Annotated in this window: 26 protein-coding genes and 2 riboswitches; of the genes, 20 read left to right on the forward strand and 6 right to left on the reverse strand. The window is 42.2% G+C overall.

The window, feature by feature from the left end; all coding sequences use genetic code 11:
- Nucleotides 1–163: 163 nt before the first annotated feature.
- Nucleotides 164–724, forward strand: coding sequence for an NADPH-dependent FMN reductase (locus FZC41_RS15035; RefSeq protein ID WP_148568267.1), 561 nt, complete (start codon nt 164–166; stop codon nt 722–724).
- A gap of 134 nt (nt 725–858) precedes the next feature.
- Here FZC41_RS15035 and FZC41_RS15040 read toward each other — a convergent pair whose 3' ends face one another.
- Together FZC41_RS15040 and FZC41_RS15045 are read right to left on the reverse strand one after the other, a co-directional pair.
- Complete coding sequence (locus tag FZC41_RS15040) at nt 859–3255, reverse strand: MFS transporter (protein WP_148568268.1); 2397 nt, start codon at nt 3253–3255, stop codon at nt 859–861.
- A complete protein-coding gene (locus FZC41_RS15045) occupies nt 3252–3677 on the reverse strand; it encodes a MarR family winged helix-turn-helix transcriptional regulator (protein WP_148568269.1) in 426 nt (141 codons plus the stop codon). Before FZC41_RS15045 ends, FZC41_RS15040 begins: the two co-directional genes overlap by 4 nt.
- Nucleotides 3678–3890: 213 nt before the next feature.
- Between FZC41_RS15045 and FZC41_RS15050 the strand changes: the two genes are divergently transcribed.
- The 6 genes from FZC41_RS15050 (at nt 3891) to FZC41_RS17935 (ending at nt 5784) form a co-directional block, all read left to right on the forward strand.
- The gene (locus FZC41_RS15050) at nt 3891–4220 is read left to right on the forward strand and encodes a heavy-metal-associated domain-containing protein (RefSeq protein WP_148568270.1); all 330 of its coding nucleotides are present in this window, start codon (nt 3891–3893) and stop codon (nt 4218–4220) included.
- 208 nt (nt 4221–4428) lie between these two features.
- Nucleotides 4429–4551 (forward strand): hypothetical protein, encoded by a 123-nt coding sequence (locus FZC41_RS17750; RefSeq protein WP_279235191.1) that lies wholly within the window; start codon nt 4429–4431, stop codon nt 4549–4551.
- Between the two features lie 50 nt (nt 4552–4601).
- Nucleotides 4602–4790 carry a hypothetical protein gene (locus tag FZC41_RS17675; RefSeq protein WP_148568271.1) on the forward strand — a complete coding sequence of 63 codons (189 nt, stop codon included), beginning with the start codon at nt 4602–4604 and terminating at the stop codon, nt 4788–4790.
- The gene (locus FZC41_RS17375; protein ID WP_207725057.1) at nt 4742–5332 is read left to right on the forward strand and encodes a response regulator transcription factor; all 591 of its coding nucleotides are present in this window, start codon (nt 4742–4744) and stop codon (nt 5330–5332) included. Before FZC41_RS17675 ends, FZC41_RS17375 begins: the two co-directional genes overlap by 49 nt.
- On the forward strand, nt 5322–5660 hold the full coding sequence (locus FZC41_RS15060) for a hypothetical protein (protein ID WP_148568272.1): 339 nt from the start codon (nt 5322–5324) through the stop codon (nt 5658–5660). The genes FZC41_RS17375 and FZC41_RS15060 overlap by 11 nt, the downstream gene beginning before the upstream one ends.
- A 46-nt stretch (nt 5661–5706) precedes the next feature.
- Nucleotides 5707–5784 (forward strand): hypothetical protein, encoded by a 78-nt coding sequence (locus FZC41_RS17935; protein WP_243136743.1) that lies wholly within the window; start codon nt 5707–5709, stop codon nt 5782–5784.
- 80 nt (nt 5785–5864) lie between these two features.
- Here the strand turns inward: FZC41_RS17935 and FZC41_RS15070 are convergent, their stop codons facing one another.
- Nucleotides 5865–6665, reverse strand: coding sequence for an amidohydrolase family protein (locus FZC41_RS15070; RefSeq protein WP_148568273.1), 801 nt, complete (start codon nt 6663–6665; stop codon nt 5865–5867).
- 123 nt (nt 6666–6788) lie between these two features.
- On the opposite strand from FZC41_RS15070, the gene FZC41_RS15075 reads away from it, so the two are divergent.
- The 5 genes from FZC41_RS15075 to FZC41_RS15095 all read left to right on the forward strand — a co-directional run bounded on the left by FZC41_RS15075 (nt 6789) and on the right by FZC41_RS15095 (nt 10474).
- Nucleotides 6789–7112 carry a winged helix-turn-helix transcriptional regulator gene (locus FZC41_RS15075; RefSeq protein ID WP_148568274.1) on the forward strand — a complete coding sequence of 108 codons (324 nt, stop codon included), beginning with the start codon at nt 6789–6791 and terminating at the stop codon, nt 7110–7112.
- Between the two features lie 366 nt (nt 7113–7478).
- Nucleotides 7479–8498, forward strand: a complete 1020-nt coding sequence (locus tag FZC41_RS15080) for a uroporphyrinogen decarboxylase family protein (protein WP_148568275.1) — start codon at nt 7479–7481, stop codon at nt 8496–8498.
- A gap of 44 nt (nt 8499–8542) precedes the next feature.
- Nucleotides 8543–9160, forward strand: a complete 618-nt coding sequence (locus FZC41_RS15085) for a GTP-binding protein (protein WP_148568276.1) — start codon at nt 8543–8545, stop codon at nt 9158–9160.
- Nucleotides 9157–9594: a hypothetical protein gene (locus FZC41_RS15090; RefSeq protein WP_148568277.1), complete on the forward strand. Its 438-nt coding sequence runs from the start codon at nt 9157–9159 to the stop codon at nt 9592–9594. Before FZC41_RS15085 ends, FZC41_RS15090 begins: the two co-directional genes overlap by 4 nt.
- 250 nt (nt 9595–9844) lie before the next feature.
- The gene (locus FZC41_RS15095; protein WP_148568278.1) at nt 9845–10474 is read left to right on the forward strand and encodes a flavin reductase; all 630 of its coding nucleotides are present in this window, start codon (nt 9845–9847) and stop codon (nt 10472–10474) included.
- Between the two features lie 221 nt (nt 10475–10695).
- On the opposite strand, the gene FZC41_RS15100 is transcribed toward FZC41_RS15095, so the two are convergent.
- The gene (locus FZC41_RS15100) at nt 10696–11241 is read right to left on the reverse strand and encodes a flavoprotein (protein WP_148568279.1); all 546 of its coding nucleotides are present in this window, start codon (nt 11239–11241) and stop codon (nt 10696–10698) included.
- 185 nt (nt 11242–11426) lie between these two features.
- Here FZC41_RS15100 and FZC41_RS15105 point away from each other — a divergent pair, with 185 nt between their 5' ends.
- From FZC41_RS15105 to FZC41_RS15140, 8 genes are all read left to right on the forward strand, one after another.
- A complete protein-coding gene (locus FZC41_RS15105) occupies nt 11427–11915 on the forward strand; it encodes a flavodoxin family protein (RefSeq protein ID WP_170254008.1) in 489 nt (162 codons plus the stop codon).
- Nucleotides 11916–11981: 66 nt separating this feature from the next.
- Nucleotides 11982–12287, forward strand: coding sequence for a hypothetical protein (locus FZC41_RS15110; protein ID WP_148568281.1), 306 nt, complete (start codon nt 11982–11984; stop codon nt 12285–12287).
- A gap of 177 nt (nt 12288–12464) precedes the next feature.
- Nucleotides 12465–14315, forward strand: coding sequence for an FAD-dependent oxidoreductase (locus FZC41_RS15115; RefSeq protein ID WP_205737086.1), 1851 nt, complete (start codon nt 12465–12467; stop codon nt 14313–14315).
- A 15-nt stretch (nt 14316–14330) separates the two neighbouring features.
- A complete protein-coding gene (locus FZC41_RS15120) occupies nt 14331–15968 on the forward strand; it encodes a phytoene desaturase family protein (protein ID WP_148568282.1) in 1638 nt (545 codons plus the stop codon).
- 1 nt (nt 15969) lies between these two features.
- On the forward strand, nt 15970–17067 hold the full coding sequence (locus tag FZC41_RS15125; protein WP_148568283.1) for a glycosyltransferase family 2 protein: 1098 nt from the start codon (nt 15970–15972) through the stop codon (nt 17065–17067).
- A gap of 3 nt (nt 17068–17070) precedes the next feature.
- Nucleotides 17071–17580, forward strand: a complete 510-nt coding sequence (locus FZC41_RS17520) for a glycosyl-4,4'-diaponeurosporenoate acyltransferase CrtO family protein (protein ID WP_148568284.1) — start codon at nt 17071–17073, stop codon at nt 17578–17580.
- A 15-nt stretch (nt 17581–17595) separates the two neighbouring features.
- Complete coding sequence (locus FZC41_RS15135; RefSeq protein WP_148568285.1) at nt 17596–18261, forward strand: zinc-ribbon domain-containing protein; 666 nt, start codon at nt 17596–17598, stop codon at nt 18259–18261.
- 139 nt (nt 18262–18400) lie between these two features.
- Nucleotides 18401–19108 carry a phosphatase PAP2 family protein gene (locus FZC41_RS15140; RefSeq protein ID WP_148568286.1) on the forward strand — a complete coding sequence of 236 codons (708 nt, stop codon included), beginning with the start codon at nt 18401–18403 and terminating at the stop codon, nt 19106–19108.
- A gap of 124 nt (nt 19109–19232) precedes the next feature.
- Here the strand turns inward: FZC41_RS15140 and crcB are convergent, their stop codons facing one another.
- Both crcB and FZC41_RS15150 read right to left on the reverse strand, forming a co-directional pair.
- Nucleotides 19233–19598: a fluoride efflux transporter CrcB gene (crcB, locus tag FZC41_RS15145; RefSeq protein ID WP_148568287.1), complete on the reverse strand. Its 366-nt coding sequence runs from the start codon at nt 19596–19598 to the stop codon at nt 19233–19235.
- Between the two features lie 11 nt (nt 19599–19609).
- A complete protein-coding gene (locus tag FZC41_RS15150; protein WP_148568288.1) occupies nt 19610–20047 on the reverse strand; it encodes a fluoride efflux transporter FluC in 438 nt (145 codons plus the stop codon).
- Between the two features lie 111 nt (nt 20048–20158).
- Nucleotides 20159–20218: riboswitch (Fluoride riboswitch) on the reverse strand.
- 199 nt (nt 20219–20417) lie between these two features.
- Nucleotides 20418–20488, forward strand: a riboswitch (Fluoride riboswitch).
- Nucleotides 20489–20533 lie beyond the last annotated feature (45 nt).

The raw sequence follows: 20533 nt of genomic DNA on the forward strand, positions 1-20533 counted from the left end.
ATGGTTACAATATAAGAGACAATTTAATTAGATATTAAAAATATGTGTGTGGTTTAAACAGTTATCGGATAAGTTGGAGATGGCTTGACCGCCTTCAAAGATATTTTGATAAAACAAATGATTAAAGAGAATGAGATAAATTACTAAGAGAAGGAGAAAATTAATGGAAAACATCAGGATATTGGCAATCGTTGGCTCGTTAAGGAAGGATTCCTTTAATCTTCAGCTTGCCAAAGAAGCCGAAAAATACTTACAAGACAAAGTGAGTGTCGAAATAATCGATTATAGTGAGGTCCCTCTTTTAAATCAGGATATTGAATTCCCGGCACCGGCAAGGGTCAAGGAAATCAGAGAAAAAATTATAAAGGCGGATGGCATCTGGTTTTTCACCCCAGAATATAATCATTTTTTCCCAGGAGTGCTGAAAAATTTAATCGATTGGCTTTCAAGACCTGTCAGCGAAACAGAAGGAGCGGTTCTACCTGGAAAACCGGCGGCAATTAGTGGTATCACCCCAAGTATGTCAGGTACTGCGATTGCCCAGGATCATTTGGTCACCCTGCTCAGCTTTTTAAATATGGATATCATGAATGTGCCCCGTCTGACGATTCCAAATGTGATGCAGCAGCTCAACAAAGACGGAAAACTCGAATTGACCGCAAGTGCTCCCTATTTAGAAAAAGAAGCGGATGCCTTCATTGCGTTTATCAAAAACAGAAAATAGGCCGATTGAAAAATAAGCTCCCGGGAACCACTGATTATATCAGATGGTTGCCGGGAGCTTTTATTTGCTTAAAATTTTGATTTCAGGTATGACAACTTTCATGGGCTGGTGGTCAAAGCCTGCCAGAAAGAAAATTATATGGTTTCACAGTCGTCGTTCAGATTCCCGTTGATCAGTAGGTCTTCATCGGTACAATCCTGCTCCTTGTTTTTATAAAAAGCAAGCGAAAACAAAGCAATGACCGAGGCGATGATGACCGTTAAATATACTTGTTTGAATCCTTCGTTAAGCGTCAGCTGAAACTCGGCTTCGATGGCCGTTTTCATATTATCAATTTTAGCCAGATAATCGTTTTTGGCGGTTTCGAAGGCGTCAGGGACAGCATTTTTCAGTGCTGTCATTTTGTTGACGGTATCATTTATTTGAACTTTGGCATCCTGCATCGCAGTGACACCATCAAGCATTTCCGCCTGGCTGGCTTTGCTGTCAGAAACCTGAGACTGTAAGATGGCAATGGCAGCTTGCAGTTGCGCAATCTTATTGTCCAAATCATCAACGGTTTGAACATCACTCAGTTCATCGAGAACACTTTGCGGCATCTGATTTTTGACAGCATCGGGAATCATATCAATTAAGCTCGCGGATGCTCCGGCTTGTCCGCTCATCGTTGCGGATGCGGGCATTGCAGATGCAGATGCTGCCATAGCGGCGGACGCGGAAGCCTGCATCTCAACCATCGTGGTTCTCAGGCTTTCCAGCTGATCCAGGGCCTCTTTCTGAGACGTAATCGCTGTTTCCATTCCGGTGATCCCCTGATCGATGCCGTTATAAGCACTTTGCAAATCGGCAATATTGCTTTCAATTTCTGTTGCTGCATTATTCATGGCATTGATTCCAGTTTGGACACCGTTCTGAATCTCGGCGATGGTATCCGGGGTCATCGTGGCAAACATATTTTCAGCGAGGGTTTTGCTGTTTTCAGTAATCGTTGTGACATCAGAGGTTTTCATCAGATCCAATAGTTCCTGAGGCATAGTATAGCCGCTGCTGTCATTCATATTGACTTTCACGGTTCGCGGGGTTGACAAGTCGGGAATTTCAATACCGGCCATTTTTTCTTTCATCACAGCATTGGATAAAAGTGAATTCTCGGTCTCGGTAATTTCCTGGGCATAGGGGAGAGCGGGGACATTGACTTCTGATGGCAGGATGTTCATAACATTTGTCTGAACGGCAAGTCCGGCATGTGAAATAAATCCGATCATGATAGCTGGAGCGATTGCCGTACCAATTGAACGAATAAGTGAAACGGTGGCCAGGGCAGAATTTGATTCCGCGGCGGCAGTATTGTCAAGCATCATATAATTGATCGGGGTCCCCATGGTGAATCCGATGCCAATGCCGATGAGGATCAGACAGACGGCAACAGTGATGAAATTCGGGTATGCGGTGGTGACAAAAATAAGGAACAGCGAGCCGGCAATGGATGCTGAAAATCCGATGGCCAGTACAAATTTAGCGCCGAACTTGTCGATCAGCTGGCCTGAAAACGGGGCCCCGATGCCGGCAAACAATCCGAGGACAATGACAAAATAACCGCCGCTGCCGGATGGAATCTTGAGGGCGTTTTCAGCAAACTGCGGAACAAAGATCATCCCCATCATCACGACGCCGGTAATAAAGGAAAGAAACAGCGTGATCAGGATCGGCGGGCTTTTAAAATAATTTAAATTGATGACCGGATCTTCAGCCTTCTTTTCGGCCAAGATAAAGACCGGGAGCAGCAACCCGAATATCAGCAGAAACGGATAGACAGAGGTGCTGGTGATGGTTTGATTGAAAGCAAAGAAATCGATGTTCTTTAATCCATACAGTAAGGAAAGCACCATGCTGATCAGGATCAGAATCCCTAACCCATCAATTTTTTTAGTGCTTAATTCTTTGGTATTCGGCAGCGCCATCAAGCCAGCAATTAAAATAAACAGGGTAATCGGAACATTGACATAAAAAATAAACTGCCAGTTGTTTATTCCGAAGATATCAAGAATGGCACTGCCGGCAGAGGCACCGAAAATATTGGCAATGCCAAATACGCCTCCGACCAGACCAAGTGCCAACCCGCGTTTATCCTCGGGAAAGGTAGTACCGAATTCCGCGGTTGCCACAGGCAAGATGCCGCCGCCGCCGATGGCCTGGATCACTCTGGCGACAAGCAAAAACGAAAAGCTGCCGAAATTTTGTGACAGTCCGCATAACAGCGAACCCACCCCAAACAACATAATGCTGAATAAATAGATATACTTGCGGCCAAATTTGTCCGCCAGTTTTCCCATAACGGGAATACTGGCAGCATAGGCAAGCGTATAAATGGTGATCATCCAGATTCCGGTTTTTTCATCGACCATCAGATTGTTCTGAATAATGGTTCGGGCCGGTGTTACGATGCCGGTATCCAGTGCGCCCATAAAAATTCCCAGCAGATAGACTGAAAGGATGAGTCCGAATTTCGCTTTTTCATTCTGCTTTTTCATTGATTTGTCTCCCGATCAATAAGCTTGGCGGCATTTGCTACCATTTTTTCCGTGGTTCTTTTCATTACGATAATATCCTCTTCTGAAATTCCTTCGTAAAGGCCTTCGTTCCAGTCAATCAGAATTTCATTCATATGTTTTATGATATTTTGACCATCCTGAGTTAAAGAAACGAGATATTCACGTTTGTTATCCGGATTTTGGATCCGGGTAATAAAGCCTTTTTTTTCAAGCTTTACGGATGTTTTGGCAATGGCGCCCTTGTCGATCATATAATTTCTGGCTATTTTTTCCTGATTAACTTCATCGTGAGCGGAAACATACATTAGCACCAGCTGTTCAGAAAAACCCAAGTCATATTTTTTCAGTCGGCGTTCAGAAAAAGTACGGCACGAACGTTCGATGATTGAAAATTGTTTCATATAATTTCACTTCTTTCTGTAAAATGTTGTCGTTGCAACAATAGCAGAGACGACTGTTGTAACGACAACTAATATAGCATGCGCTAATCAATCTGTCAAGAAAATAATGCTGAGTTTGAAAAGACGAAAATTTCTGATTCAGAATATCTCCATAAGTTCTACAAAACTTACTGTTATTATATCCATACACAATAAGTAACAAGGCGGTTTTGAATGGAACAGAAGCTTATTACAAAAACGCTGTTGGTCAAAGGGATGACCTGCGTCAACTGTGAAAACCGAATTGAAAACAAACTCAAACAGCTAAATGGCGTGATCAGTGCCATCGCTAGTTATGCGCGGGCTCAGGTAAAGTTTATATATGATGCCAATCAAGTCAGTCTGGCCGCCATTGTGGTAGCCATTGAGGAAATGGATTTTCAGGTGCTGCGGGCCGGACAAAAACAAACAAATAAAGCGAGCGAAGAAAAGCAAAAAAAAAGCAAAAATGACGGAAATCTTGGTGCTGGTCCTGATTGTATTTGCCGTGGGCAGTGGCTGTAGCATGTGCAATAACATCAGTAACCAGTAAACGCAAGGAATGTAATGGAACGGGAAAGAAGGACGACAGATGATATGATCTTAGTCAAGACGGGGGGGATTTCCGTTGAAGGGGTGGTCATTGAAGGAAACACCGCCATCGACGAATCGGCGCTTACTAACGCCTTTTGACTCAAGAGCTTTGAAGCAAAATAAAAAAAAGGAGAATAAGATGAAACAGGAAGAATTTGGATTTGTTGTTGAAGTGGATGGAAATCTGGCAAAAGTTAAGCGGTCCGACACGGAGATTGTGAAAACTGTGGGGCCTGCCCGGGAGATAATGCCATTCTCATGAATGTTCAAAATCCGATTTCGGCCAAGCCGGGGCAATGAGTCACATTTGAGATGCAGGAAGCGAGTATTGTTTTGGCGGCATTTGTGGTATATTTTGTACCATTACTGGCGGCGGCGGCCGGCGCTGTTTTGGGAGGATTTGTTGGAAATCAGTTGGCACAGTCGCTGGTGCGGAAAATGGCCCACAGGCATTGGCGATCTTTGAAAGGGAGAACTTATCCCTCGTCCTGTTGGATTTAATGCTCCCAGACCTGTCAGGAGAAGAAATTTGTGTCGAGATTCGTAAAAAATCCCGGGTGCCGATTATCATGCTGACCGCCAAAATTGAGGAGTCGGATCTGTTGACGGGGTTAAACATCGGAGCCGATGATTACATCACAAAGCCGTTTAGCTTAAAAGAACTCTATGCAAGAATTGAAGCAGTCCTGCGCAGATCAAGCGACGATTTGGTGCCGCTTTATAATAAAACATCATTCAATCATGGCGATTTGGAAGTCGAGTTTGAAAGCCACACGGTTAAAAAAAAGCGGGTCGAGATCAACCTCACTCCTCATGAGTTTAAACTGTTGGCCGCTTTGATAAAGTATCCAAACCGAGTTTTTACCCGGGAGGACTTGATTAAAGCCGCCTTTGGAGACGAGTTTGAAGGATACGACCGCACCGTGGACAGTCATATTAAAAACCTCAGACAAAAAATTGAAAGCGATCCCAGAAGTCCGGTTTATATTCTGACAATCTTTGGGATCGGCTATAAATTTGGGGGTGCACTGAATGAAGTATAGTCTGCGAACAAAGTTATCGTTGACGATCGCTCTGGTCATGCTGATTACTATTGCCCTCATCAGTATTTTGGCGAATTTCCTGATTCAAAAGCAATTCACCACCTATCTGGCAAGTCAGCAGCAGAACCAGACCCAGGAGATTGCCAACAGCCTCAGCCAACACTACGATGCAGCGACGAAAACCTGGGATGCTGACTTTGTCCAGACAATTGGTATGGACGCCCTTGATGATGGCTATATCATCACGGTTTACGATTTGAACAAGCAGACCATCTGGGATGCCCAAACCTGTGATATGAATCAGTGTTCTCAGGTGTCGAAACCGTAACACCGGGGGATCGGGAATCGGTCTCGCCATTGTTAAATCGATTGTGATGGCGCACGGCGGTTCGGTTGATGCCGAAAGCTGTCTAAACGAAGGCAGCTGCTTCACGGTGATGCTGCCAAAATAAGCAGAAAGTCAACCGCTTTTCGGATCGGGTTGAATCTGTGAAGAAGCATAAAGCCGATTAGAGAATTTTTTCTGATTGGTTTATGCTTCTTCACAGATCCCCAATAACTCAGCGATGTTTTCGCCGAGAACGGCGTCGGCAACAGTGGATGACTTTGAAACTTTCAGAATGGCTTCCCTGGACAGTTGGAGATCGCCGAAGGGGTGGTCAACGCCGAAAAGACACTTTTCAGGCAGTTCATTAATTACCGTACCCAGAACAAAAGTCGAAAAATAGGCGGAGGTGTCCAGATATAGATTGGAAATTTCTTTCACCAGATCCATCGTTTCCAGCCAGTTATTCCCCCCCAGATGCCCCAGAATGACTGGCGTACGGGGATAATTTCGGGCAAAATCGGCAATCTCATGGATATCCGCTAAAGTCAGCGGGAAAAAGGCATGCACCCAGATTGGCAGATTACCGAATTCACGGGAAGCTATGAAAATGTTTTTAAGAAGAGCTATTTGGCCACTTCCGATTGTAAATTCGCCCATGCCGGCCAGATGGTTGCGATGAATATTCTCTTCCACATACGCCATTGTTGCATCTTCATCCAAGCCCGGTGGAACAGCGCCGAAGCCGACGTAACGGTCCGGATAGCAATGGATGGCGTTCATGAGTTCGGCAATTGATTTTTTGCGTACTTGAATCATCGACCCCATTTTACCGGCGAGTAAATTATTGAGATAAGTCATGGCTTGTTTTACTTCACTGGCGTTCTCAGCGGTTTCGGGATGGAAAGAGGTTGAGAATAGGACGGTTTTATCGATACCGGCGCGGTTCATTTCTTTTATGTGCTCGTCAATTGGCAGGGTTACATGTGAATGTCCATCAATTATCATAAGTATTATTTCCTTTTCATTATAAAGTTGAATTTTTCTTGCTCCTTTATTATAATGAGTTTATGAAAATAAGAATAGTACGCACTATTTTGTGTGATACATTCAAAAAGGAAAGTGATAGAGATGCCGGAAAAAATCTGTTTTGTAAACAACAAGGAACCCTTTGAATATACTTTGTCTATCGTCACTGGAAAGTGGAAATTGAAGATCATTTATCTTCTTGCCTGTATGGGGACGGTGAGGTATGGGGTTTTAAAAAAGAATATTGAGAAAATCACTCACAAAATGCTGAGTTCCCAGCTCAAGGAACTGGAGGGTGAAAACATTATTTTACGAAAAGAATACCCTCAGGTACCTCCGAAGGTGGAATATTCTCTGACAGAAAAGGGACAGAGTCTGATTCCCCTGGTGAACGATATGTGCAGCTGGGGAAGAGAGCACCGTTAAGTTATGGTATGAATTAATCCAGTGGAATCAAATCAGTCGAGTGACGTGAGTATGGCGATCAGTTTTCTATGAAAAAAATTGTTTGTTGAAACGATTCGTAAAGCATTAAAAAATTTCTGCATGGGAAAGCATGATAAAAAATTATATAAGTTTAATAAATCAAAAATAAAAAAAAATAAGATTAGCAGAAAGTATGGGAATTCATAACGAAAAAAGTTTTATTAGAATTAATAGTGGCAAAATAAGCGGATTCTTTCATTCTTTGAAAACGTTATATTGTAAATAAAAATATTTTTACTAATCTCTTGACAAAGCTTAGACTGAATATTAAACTTATTTATAATTCAAACAATAAAGGAGAAAAGCATGACAGCACATTTAACTCAGAAAGAGAACTTTTTACGCGTAGCACGTGGTGAAATGCCGGAATATGTACCGGTATCGACCTTTTTCAGTATCGAAGAAGCGCCACTTTATTCAATGGCAGACCCCAGTATTCTGGGAAGCTTTAGAGGCCCAGGCGGCGGAAAAGATCCTTGGGGCGTTACCTATGTCACTGGTGAAGAGATCAAATTTGCCGCCCTTCCGAAACCCAACGACTTTATTCTGACCGATGTTACAAAATGGCGTGATGTGATCAAAGCACCGGACTACACCGGATTTGACTGGGAAGCGGCTGCCAAAGCAGACCGCAAAAAATATGTGCAGGATCCAGATAAGACAGCCTTTGTGCTCGGTGGTTTTGCGGATTTATTTCAACAGTTTATCGGCTTTATGGGATTTACAGAAGGGCTTTGTGCCATCTATGAAGAACAGGAAGAAGTCGAAGAACTGCTGGATTATATGCTTGAACATTCACTCTATATCACCAAGAACTTACTTCATTACTACAAGCCTGAAGGCTACTATCTACTTGACGATACCGCGTCAAAACTTAATCCCTTTATTTCTCCAAAACTATTTAATGAAATCTTCGTCCCGCGGTATAAAAAATGTCTGGATCTTGTCCGCGATGAAAACGTTCCGATCTTTTACCACAACTGCGGCAGATGCGAGGACTTGATGCCGTCAATGATTGATATCGGTGTAAACGTTTGGGATCCGGCTCAGGCGCAGAATGATCTCGTCGGCATGAAGCAAAAATATGGCCGAAAACTTGCCATCAACGGCGGCTTCGAGTTCACCATGCCGAGCACCTGGCCGGTTGTGGATGAAGAGGAAGTCCGTGAAACGGTACGGGATACCTACAAGAAGCTGGCCCCCGACGGCGGTTTCATTTTCAATGGAATGCTGACATCCCTCGACTTTGAGAATCCTAAAGTTCAGGAAGTCAACGGCTGGATTTTAGATGAAGCGAAAAAACTCAGTAAAACGGTGTATCAGTAAAACAACTTTGAACGACAAATAAAGAAAAATCAGGGGCATAAAATATGAAGATACTAATTCTAGGGGGATTTTTAGGATCCGGAAAAACAAGCGTTGTTATCCAGCTGGCAAAATATATTCTGGGGAGCAACCCTGAAAACAAAACAAAAGTTGTTATCCTGGAAAATGAGATCGGAGAAGTCAGCATTGATGACAAATTGCTGCGCGGCAGCGGCTACGAAGTGGCGAACATGTTTTCCGGCTGTGTCTGCTGCACGATGGCCGGGGAACTCGTCATCGGGCTGCATAACATCATCCGGGACTTCAATCCCGAACTCATTATCATGGAAGCAACCGGAGTGGCTTATCCGGATAATATTAGGGAAACCATCGAACAGTCACTGCCAGATGCGGATTGTAGTATTACCTGCATCACCGATGCAAAGCGGTGGAAAAGACTGTTTCGGCCGATGGAAATGCTGCTCAAAGGACAGCTCGATGCAGCCGATGTCATTCTCATAAACAAAACGGATTTGGTTGATGGAGATACGTTAGACGAAGTGGAAGCATCGATCAGAACATTTAATGACATGGCGCAATATTTCCGGATCAGTGCGGCCGAGCCGATCGACACCGCCGTATTTGAGGCTGTGCTCGGCATTGAACAAAGGAGTTTTAAATGATGAAAAGCGATCAGATCAAGCAGCACGAACATGGTGAAAACTGCGAGTGTGGATGCCATGATGAGCATCACGATGAACACCATCACCACGAACACAAACCGATTACCATCACTATCCACGATATGAGCGTCGTGGGATCGTACACATTCAGCATTGCAAAAAGCTACCAAGAATCAGAAACAATCCTTGACGATTTATTAAAGCAGGCTGCAAAGAAAGTCACTGATTTGGGGGGAATCATTGGTCATATTAAAGCCTTTCTAAAATCCGAAGGGGAAAGCTGTATGATTTCAATTACGGATGATGAATCAAATAAGCGTTATGTAAAAGAATCCCAATGCACCGTTGAAGGCGTGGCGATTGTCTTTTGTATTGAACCGGAGCAACTGCAGGATATTCTTGAAAATGTGTTTAAAGAATATATCAGTGAGTAATGAAAAATTACGCCCCAAAAGTATATTGTTTTGATAAGCGAGTTGATTGATAATCAACTCGCTTATCACTGTCGGCAAATCAGCGCATCGCTCAATTGTTAGGCTGTTGTCTGGTCCGGCTCTTACCGACTAACTCCGTTGATACGATTTATTATAAGAAAAAATCCGAGTTGTGAATAGTTATTGTTTACAAATCACTGATATTGTAGTAAATTGATAGTAGAATAATTTTATAGGAGGCAATGTAATAATGGATACAACTGCAATGTTTAGTTTGACCTATGGTCTTTTCGTGGCCGGAGTAGCAGAAGGCGGAAAGAAGAATGCCTGTATTATCAATACCGCCGTTCAGGCAACCGCTGAGCCGGTACGTATGCATGTAACAATGCTGAAAGAAAACCTCACCACTCAACTGATCAGAAAAAAAGGAAGCCTAACCGTTTCCGTTCTGTCCCTTGACTGCCCGTTGGAGCTGATTGGTTCCTTTGGCATGAGAAGCGGACGTGAGGTTAATAAATTCGATGGAATCGACTACCAAACCGACGGCAACGGAAATCCTTATCTGGATAAAAATACGGTCGCCTATATGAGTCTCAATGTCGCTTCAGTCATTGATTTGGAATCTCATTACCTGTTCATCTGCGATGTTGTCGAAGCCGAAAAAACGCAAAAAGGTCAGCCGATGAGCTATGGCGATTACCGAACGCTTAAATCTGGCGGCACCGTTGGAAAAGAAGGGGCCAAGGCGGGTAAGAAACATTGGGTATGTTCAGTTTGCCACTATGTTTATGACGGCAAAATACCGTTTGAAGAATTACCGGATGATTGGACTTGTCCGGTGTGCCAGAAACCAAAATCTGTATTTATTCTTGAAGACTAATATCGAAGAAAAAAATCGCTGAGAAAAATGTAAAAAAGCAACGAACCCCGGATGGGCGCGTTGCTTTTTTTACATGAGATTGGGAATGAAAAGAAAAAGAAAAGGGAGATTTTCATCTCGCAGGTTTATAATAACGCTGAAAACTTTAATGAAACTTGAAATTCAGCAACGCTTAAGACTACTGGCCCAAACGGAGTGCTTTCCGAATGAGGAGTAGAATTTTACAAATTATACCCCGGCGCAAGTATTTTCTTGACGCTTTCAATTATTGCATCCACACCGGGAAAAAGGCTGGGATACTTGCTCTCGGAGTTTGAATTTTCAACAAAAATAAATCCGTCCGCTTTTAACTGGTCAATATTTCGCTGGACACTTGGTTTGCTGTACATGGTCGGGTTGATGTGGGTAGCAACCAGAAGCGGCGATTTTGCCGACAAAATACTCGTTGAAAGCAAATTATCAGCGATACCATTGGCAGCCTTGCCTAAAGTATTGGCAGAAGCTGGCGCAATTAACATTAAATCGGATTTGACTGCGATCGCTTGATGATTTAAATCATAAGCTTTCGGCAACTCAAACTGTTCAATTTGAATCGGTGTTCCGGCTTCTCTTTGAATCATTAAAGGGGTGACAAAGTTTACGGAATTAGGTGTCATAATAACATGCACTTCAGCGCCTAAATGCCTTAGTTCTTTAATTAGATCCAGCGCTTTGACGGCAGGACTGCAGGCGGTAATGCCTAAAGTAATTGTTTTTCCATTTAACATGGTTAATACCTCCAGAATATAGTCTAGATTATTATTATAGCACAGGCGGAATATTATAAGTCCCAACACAATTTGTTTTTAAGGGTGAAAAAATTGAATATAAAAAAAGAAGGATAATCAAAAAACATGATATGATAGTAAAAAATACAAAAAAAATTGGATTAAGTAGAAAGGACCGAAAAAAGATGAAAACAGCGGTTATTTATTATTCACTGGAAGGAAATATGGAATTCGTTGCTAAAAAAATTGGGGGTAATCATGCTGCTGATTTGATTAGGCTGATTCCGAAAAAAGAGTATCCAACTGGAAAGGTCAGCAAATATGTTTGGGGTGGAAAAAGCGCCACCTTTGGTGAAAGACCGAAACTGGTAAATGAAACCATCGATCTGGAAAAATATGATACCCTGATCATCGGCAGCCCTGTTTGGGCAGGAACGTTTACCCCTCCGGTTCACACCTTTCTGCACGATTACAGCATCAGCGGAAAAAATATCATTCTGGTGGCAACGAGCATGAGTGGCGAAGCTGAAAAATGTTTGGCAAAGATGAAAGACTATTTACAAGACAATAATATTATGGAAACATTTCAATTTGTTGAGCCACTGCATCAGAAGGATGCCGGCTTGGACGAAAAGATCAGACAAATTCGAAAACGGATTGGCGACGAAACTTAAATTTTCCAGGATGAAAAAAGACCGAAGCGTATTAGAATAATTGAAGTTCTAAAAAATAGGAGCCATATGAAAAAACGATTTAAGAATTTAATTGGAAACGGAAAAAGGCTGGGTGATCTTGATACCATCCTTAATGCGGAAGGCTTTTATCTGGCTATGGACGAGGAACAGGTGGATCAATTTTTCAGAAATGCAGGAGCAGAAATGAGCAACATCTGCTGGAAAAATGGAATCGGGAGTGCTATTTATCTGATTTTTACCATGGATACTCTGCAACAAGATATCTATGATTCGATACTGACGGTGATTGAAACAGAATATCTGTCATTGGAAGCAATAAAACGGACACGAGGAAACAACCGCAGAGAGTAATGAATATTTAATCAAGATCCGGGGTATAAGAAAATCAATGGGTCAGGATATTTTGATAATGAAACCATTAAGGCGTGGGTTTGAATTCATAACCTCAAATTATTTTTTTATGACGGTAGGTTTTACTTCTGCAATCAGTGAGGTGTTTGTTTTGTTTAAAAAAACAGAGGGTAAACAATGATGAAATATGATGTAATAATAATTGGCGCAGGTATATCCGGTTTGACGGCTGCCAGCCTTCTTTCCAAAAGAGGTCTGAAAGTTGTTGTAATCGATAAAAGTTATAATCCTGGCGGATCCTGCGGAATCTTTAAAAGAAACAATGTTGTCTTCGATCAGGGAGCAGCCATGCTTTTTGGCTTTGGCGAAAAAGGTTTCAATGCCCATCGATTTGTATTTAACTGTTTAGAAGAACCATTCGATGTCATCAAACATGATTTACTGTACTGCGTTAACTTCAAGGGAAACAAAATAAAATTCTGGCCTGATATTGATCAGTTCATTGAAGAACTATCAAAAGTATTTCCTGCCGAAAAAGACAATATAAAACGGTTCTATAAAGATCTTGAAAAAATGTATCAGCATGTGATGGTCGAAAATCCGAGTTATTCAACACCAGACGAGACGGATCCAAAAGGTTCGGTGAAAAGTTTTTTAAAGCATCCCGGTTCGTATTTGAGATTTCTGAGTTATTTAAATAAAAGTGCCGGGAGTCTGCTTGCAAAATATTTTTCGGATCCGGAGATATTTAAATTTTTCGACAAGCTGACCTCCACTTATTGCTACACGACGGTGGAAGAGTCGCCGGCCGTTCTTGCCGCGGTGATGTTTGTCGACAATCATATTGGCGGCAGCTATTATCCGGCGGGGTCAACACTTTTTCTGCCGGGAACGCTGGAGAAGGTCATTGAGGAAAACGGCGGTGAGATGCTGCTGGAAAAGGAAGTGACGCAAATCCTTTTCCATGACGATAATCCGGTTGGTGTGGAATTAAAAAACGGCGAAAAAATTTACGGTGAGAATCTTATCTACTCAGGAACGGTCTGGAACTTATATGGCAAACTAATTGATCAATCCCATACGACGGACAAAAAAGTCGTCTGGGCAGAAAACCAGATCCCCACTTATCCGAGTGTCGTGTTCTACGCCTATATCGATAAAAACGTCATTCCCGAAGATACAGCCCCGGTAGAGATGCTGGTGGGCAATCCGGATAGCCTTGATGAAAGTGAAGTAACGGTTTATCTTTCCAGCATTGACGATAAAACGTTATGTGACGCGAAACATCATGTGCTTCTAGCGATTGGACCGACTTTTGAAAGTTGGGATAGCGATAATGAGACGGAATATCTTCAGAAAAAAGAGAAAGAAAAAGAACGGCTGATTGCGGTTCTGGAAAAGAAATTCGTCGGATTCCGGGATGGCATCGATTATGCCGAACTTGCCACGCCGCGGACAATTGAACGGTACACCAATAAAAACGGCGGGGCAGTGGCAGGGCCCAAGCAGATGCTGGGGCAGCACATGTTTAATCGGCTGCATACCAGAAGTGAGTGGAACAATTTATTTTACTGCGGTGAATCCACCGTAATGGGTACCGGCACCCCAACGGTGACCACTTCCGGGCTCAGTGCGGCAAACGCCGTCTTAAAAAAAATGGCGCTGGAAACCTTTGTCTATCATGATAAGATGAAAAATTATGTGAGCATACGGGACAAGCCGTTTACGGAGGATCAGTTATATCGAGAGTATTCGGAAGAAAAGCGGATTATGATGAATAAGGCGCGTGCCTGTCAGTATTGTGAGAAACCCGGCTGCGCTAAAGCTATGAGCGTGGATATTCGCGGCATGATGAGAAGGGTAACAGTGGGCAATTTTGTCGGTGCAAAAAAAATTGCCGATCGGATTTTTGCAGAAAATGATCAACAAGCTGTTTCGCTGTCTGAATGCGAAAAAAGCTGTATTAAAAATGAAAATAATGGGACACCGGTGGAAATTCAGGCGGTGTTTGATTATCTGAGAAGATAACGAGGTGGTGTGATTTTGAAAAATGATCATTCTTATGAGGTTATTGTCATTGGAGCCGGCATCGCCGGCTTAACCTGCGCGGCATATCTCAGCAAAAACGGATATCGCACCCTCCTTTGTGAAAAAGGAGAAAAACCGGGAGGACTCGTCAGCGCCTTTACCCGGAATGGTTTTACTTTTGACGCCGGTATCAGAGCTTTTGAAAACTCCGGGATTGTTTTGCCGATGATCAAACAATTAGGAATTGAGATTGAATTTGTTTCTAATCCGGTTTCCATTGGTATTGAAGAACAAATTATTAAGCTGCAATCAAAAGAAAGCCTGAATGATTATCGGTCTTTGCTCTGGAAAAAATTTCCGAAAAATGGTCAAGATATTGATAAAATACTCGCTGAAATAAAAAAAACGATGAAATATATGGATGTGCTCTATGCCATCGACAATCCGCTTTTTCTGGATTTTAAAGAGGATCCGGCCTATTTATTTAAAACCCTGTTGCCCTGGTTATTGAAATATCAGATCAATATCCGAAAAGTTAAAAAGATGGATACCCCCATAACCGCTTACCTGCAGCAATTCACAAAAAACCAGGCACTTATTAATATCATCACCCAGCATTTTTTCAAGAATACCCCAGCCTTTTTTGCATTGAGTTATTTTGGATTGTATCTGGATTACCGCTACCCGATTGGTGGCACCGGGGTTTTAGTTGATAAAATGATCGAACGGATAAAAGCTAATCATGGGGAGATTGCGCTTAAAACCGCGGTTTCCAGCATCGATATCAGCAAAAAACAGGTTAAAACTCGGGATGGCCGTTCGTTTAGCTATCAGGCACTGGTCTGGTGTGCCGATATGAAAACCCTTTACTCAGTCCTGGAAAGCGAGCCGATGGTCGTTCAGAAACAGCGAAAAAAAATCAGCGATCAGCATCGCTTGATCGCAGAAAACGGCGGCGGTGATTCGGTGCTATCGATCTATCTGGCTGTTAATCTGGACAAGGACTACTTTGCCGAGATCTGCGGTGATCATGCTTTTTATACACCCCAAATAGCGGGGCTTTCGAGTATTTATCCGAAAAATTGGGATGAGATCGCATCCGACCACCAGCGATCGGCTGAAAATAAAAAAGCCGCTTTGAAAAAATGGCTGGCAGATTATCTCGCTTTGACCACTTATGAAATATCATGTCCGTCATTGCGAGATTCAGCCCTTGCCCCGGAAGGAAAGACCGGGGTCATTGTCAGTACGCTGCTGGATTATCGACTGGTAAAACAGATTGCCGATGCCGGCTGGTATGACGCGTTTAAATCCTACTGTCAGGAAACCATTGCAGCGGTTTTTGACAAAACCCTGTTCCCAGGATTAATAAAAAATATTCTGGACGTAAGTTGTTCAACACCGTTAACCATTGAACGATTGACTGGAAATCAAGCGGGTGCAATTACCGGCTGGGCCTTCACAGCGAATAAAATGCCGGCTGAAAATCAGTTCGCCAAAATAACCAGAGCCGTTTTGACGCCCCTGCCGGATATTTTTCAGGCCGGGCAATGGACTTTCAGCCCGTCGGGTTTGCCGGTTTCAATTATGACCGGTAAATTAGCGGCTGATGCGGTAAGTAAAAAATTAAAATTGCAGCGTGCCGGGGGGTGATATGACAGTGGCTTTGGCAATGGTATTGCTGGGACTGATAATAAGCTTGGTTCTTTTTCATAGATTTCCGGGTCTTGATGATGAAAATTCAGAAACGTGTGCTTTGAAAATATCAGTGATTATTCCGGCCAGAAATGAAGAAAAGAGTCTGCCGTTATTATTGGACGATCTAAAAAAACAGACGGCTCCGCTATTTGAAATCATCTGTGTCGACGATGCGTCGTCGGACAACACCGGCCGAGTGGCATTATCCGGGGGGGCCAAACTGATGGCGTTGAACGAAAAGCCCGCGGCTTGGATCGGTAAATCATGGGCATGCCAAAATGGCGCCGATGCCGCCCGCGGGGATCTGTTTTTATTTCTTGACGCGGATGTGAGACTCAGCCCGATTGCCGTCAGCAGGCTGATGCATACATATGAAAATAACACTTGTGTGATCTCGGTGCAGCCCTATCATAAAATGATAAAATGGTATGAGCAGTTTTCACTATTTTTCAATCTCATCCAATTGGCCGCTAATGGTTTGGGATTGCCGATTAAAAATAAAAATGTCGGACTCTACGGGCCGGTGATTCTCATCAACCGGCCGGATTATTATGACGCCGGCGGTCACGAATCGATTAAAGGCAGCATTATTGATGACGTAGCTCTGGGCCAGCAACTGAAAAGATGTAAAATACCCTTTAAACTATTTCTCGGGGATCAGGATATATTTTTTCGGATGTATGGAAATGGTTTTAAAGAACTGCTTCAGGGTTGGACCAAAAATCAGTCTGAAGGGGCAGTAAAAACGCCGTTCATAATGTTTGTGATGGTTTTTTTATGGGTCACATCCTGTACGTCGGTACCCATTCAAATCATAAAATCGATCGTAACAATGCAATCATTGTGGGTGCTGGTCTATTTACTGTTTTATCTGCTCTGGATTTTTGAACTCCGGAGGATAGCATCCCAAATTGGCAGCTTTTCAGTAGGCGGAATCATCGGCTATCCGATTTATTTAACTGTTTTTCTGGTGGTGTTTTTACTGTCAGTGATCAAGAAAATTTTTCATCTTAAAGTGGTATGGAAAGATCGAGAAATTAGATTGGGGAAATGAGCAATGCAAATTATTTTTCTGCCAAAAGCCGTTTCGATTCTATTGTGCTTTATTTTATGGCCAATATTTCAGATAGTGCCAGCCGTTGTTTGTCTGAACTTGCCGGAACGGTTTTTTTCTTCGTCTTCGTATTTTTATCAGACACACAAATGGGAAAAAAATGGATTGATCTATAAGCAATTATTCAAAGTGAACAAGTGGAAAAGATTCCTGCCGGAAAGCAGTGCGCTGATTAAGGGAAGCTATAATAAGAAATCGCTTGAAAGTTTTTCAAAAGCCAGTATGAATCAGTTCTTGTTGGAATCCTGCCGCGCCGAAATGATACACCTGCTTGCCATTCTGCCCTTTTGGGTTTTTGGATTATTTACGCCACCAATGGTAATATTTTGGATGCTTATTTATGCCCTGACCGTCAATTTACCCTGCATTATTGTGCAGCGCTATAATCGGCCCAGAATTATCAGGCTGTTGGAGAAAAAAACAATGAAATCGTGCCAAAATTCATCAAAATAATCAGGAGGAACAACTATGATTTGTAAAAAATGCGGGGCCCCAATTACCACGGATACCGAATTCTGCAGGCAATGTGGGACAGCGACGCGAGAAGACGCGATGCCGCGATCGGGCGGCACGAATAGTTTGGTGGGTTGGTCAAAACACTGGAAAGATCCCGAGATCATGGCGGCGGTAAAAAAGAAAAATGCCACCGCCGTTGGATTCGCATGGGCCCTGGCGCTGGTATTTCCGATTGGCTTTCTCATTGCCGGGCTGTTGATCAAAACGATGCCCCTAGCCGGAGGGATTATCATTGGTATTGTATTAGGCATAGTAATGTTTGGCCTTAATATGTTTTATATCAAGACCCGGAAGAATCAGATCTGGGAAGGTGTGATCACCGAAAAATATGAGATTAATAAACATGCCGATGATGATTCGGATGATGACGATGATGTCGAATATGTGCTGGCTGTTCAGAAAACAAACGGTCAAAAATACAAGATGATCTATAATAATCGGCGGGAAATGTACGACTATTTTAAAATAGGCGATCGCATCCGTTATCATTCCGGCCTGTCAACCTACGAAAAATATGATAAATCCCGAGACCACATTATCTACTGTAATGTCTGCTCAGCAGAGAATCCGATTTCAAACGACCGCTGCGACCGCTGCAACAGCCCTTTGTTCAAATAGAAACAAGAAATCAGGCTTTTGCCTGATCATCATAAGGCAAAAGTTTATGACGTCAATAACTTATTTTTTAACTTTCTCTGCATTTTATGATCAAAAAAATGATATAATCATTTTTTAATTGAAAAAATTGGAGGTTTATATGATTAAAAAAGTGAGTAAATGGCTTTCAGCTAATCGGCATGCGTATGCAATGCTGTTTTTTATTTTCTATCTGGCAGTTTTTTTTACATTGGAGCATTGGGATCGGCCGGAACATATAATCCATTTTTTCCTGGATGATTATATACCGTTTAATGAATATTTTATCATTCCATATTTCATGTGGTTTCTTTGCATAGCAGCCTCATTAGTCGGATTCATGGTTTATGAAAAAGAGACTTTTCTAAATCTGTGTCTGATGATGTTTGGCGGGATGACCTTCTGTCTGATCATTTATGCACTCATACCGAGCGGACTTGATATCAGAGGAAAAATTGCCGGGAACAATCTCTGTTGTCAGCTGACGAAATGGCTCTACTCGATTGATACACCCACGAATGTCTGTCCATCAATTCATGTAGCCAGTTCGGTTTCGATTGCCTTTGCGGTGTGGAAATCGAAAAAATTGAAATCCTATCCGAAGTTTCAATTTGGAACGATAGCCCTGATGATCTTAATTTGTATTTCAACCGTATTCATCAAACAGCATTCCCTGATTGATGTATTCTGCGGAATTCTGTTAAGTACAGTATTATATTATGTGGCATATTATACAAATTGGAAAAGCATAACGGTTTGGACCAAGCATCAATTGGTTCTGAGGCACCGGAGATTACACCCGAACAGTTATCGAAGATGGAAATTCTAGACGGGAATGGCTGCTGAAAATAAGAACGAAATAAAAAAACCAGTACAATGTCACAAAAATTGTACTGATTTGAAGGGGGATATATATGAACTGGCTTTTAAAGAATCACCAGAGAGACTTTGGATCAGTGCGGAGCGATGATAAAAACTGCAAAAGACGTCCCCAGATAACAGGCAATAAAGCCCAAAACAACGGTTGTACTAATATAAATAATGGCGCTGAGTATCCGGTTGTTTTGCAGAAGGACGAAATCCTCATACATAAAAGTCGAAAATGTGGTATAGGCTCCGAGAAATCCTTCGGCAAATAATCCGTACAGAAGTTGTGAAATATCAGCTCCCGTTACAAAACCTAAAAGAAATGCACCCGATACATTAATGACAAAGGTGCCAATGGGGATGCTTTTATATCTTGCCGCGAAGCGTTTTCCAAGCAAATATCGGGCGGTGCTTCCCAGTGCGCCCCCAAGCATGACGCATATTATTTCCATGAGTCAGATTCCTAATTGTAGTCAAAACTGAACTGAGAAACAATGGCTTGCCCGATTGGATGCACGACGCGATGACCGATCTGGTGACCAATGTAAACAGCGACGATACCTAAAATAATGGATGCCGCAACATAATAGGAAAAAGTGCTGATATATCCGGCATCAAGCAGATCCAGACTTTCTTTGCAGAATGTCGAAAATGTCGTAAATGCGCCTACAAAACCGGTAGTAACACCTAATTTTAAAGGGGGACTGATTCGTTCCGTTTTAGAAAAAACGGCATTCAATGTACCTAAAAGAATGCAACCGAATAGGTTGATAACCAGAATATCAAAAGAACTATTTAATAAATAATCCGTTGTTGGTAAAAAAGCTGCCGATGTTTTAAAGCCATAACGTAACAGCGCACCAATGGATCCTCCGGCAGCAATAAAATAATACTTTTTCATAAATTGTCCTCCTCACTCAAATGACAAATAAATTAGTCGCGAAGGTCTTTTATTTTGGCAAAAAAGAGAAATGCTTTTTGGGCAATAAAAAACCTGCAGAATTAAAAAATCAATCCGACAGGAGTCATTAGCTCATCAGCAATTTAGGTGAACTCCATCACCTTTTTTAATGTGATTTTAGGATAGCACGGGGGAAGAAATGCGTCAAGAGGATAATCAATTGAAATCGTAATCAAAAAAATGTAATCAAAATAAATTTAGCTTTATTTAAGATATGCATTCGTTTGATTAAATATTTGGGACAAATCAATCGAACCTCGGTTATTAGTTCGCTTTTCTCATTGATATTTTGCTACAAATCAAGTACAATGGATTAAAAGGTGATGAAGTTCACCATGGTATATGCCTAAATGCTCATGAGCTGATGACTTCTGCAAATAAATTTGTGGATGCATCAGTTTTTTTATGCCCTAAAAAAGCGAACGA

Source organism: Acetobacterium paludosum (genome assembly GCF_008086595.1).
In the GTDB taxonomy this organism is placed as follows: domain Bacteria; phylum Bacillota; class Clostridia; order Eubacteriales; family Eubacteriaceae; genus Acetobacterium; species Acetobacterium paludosum.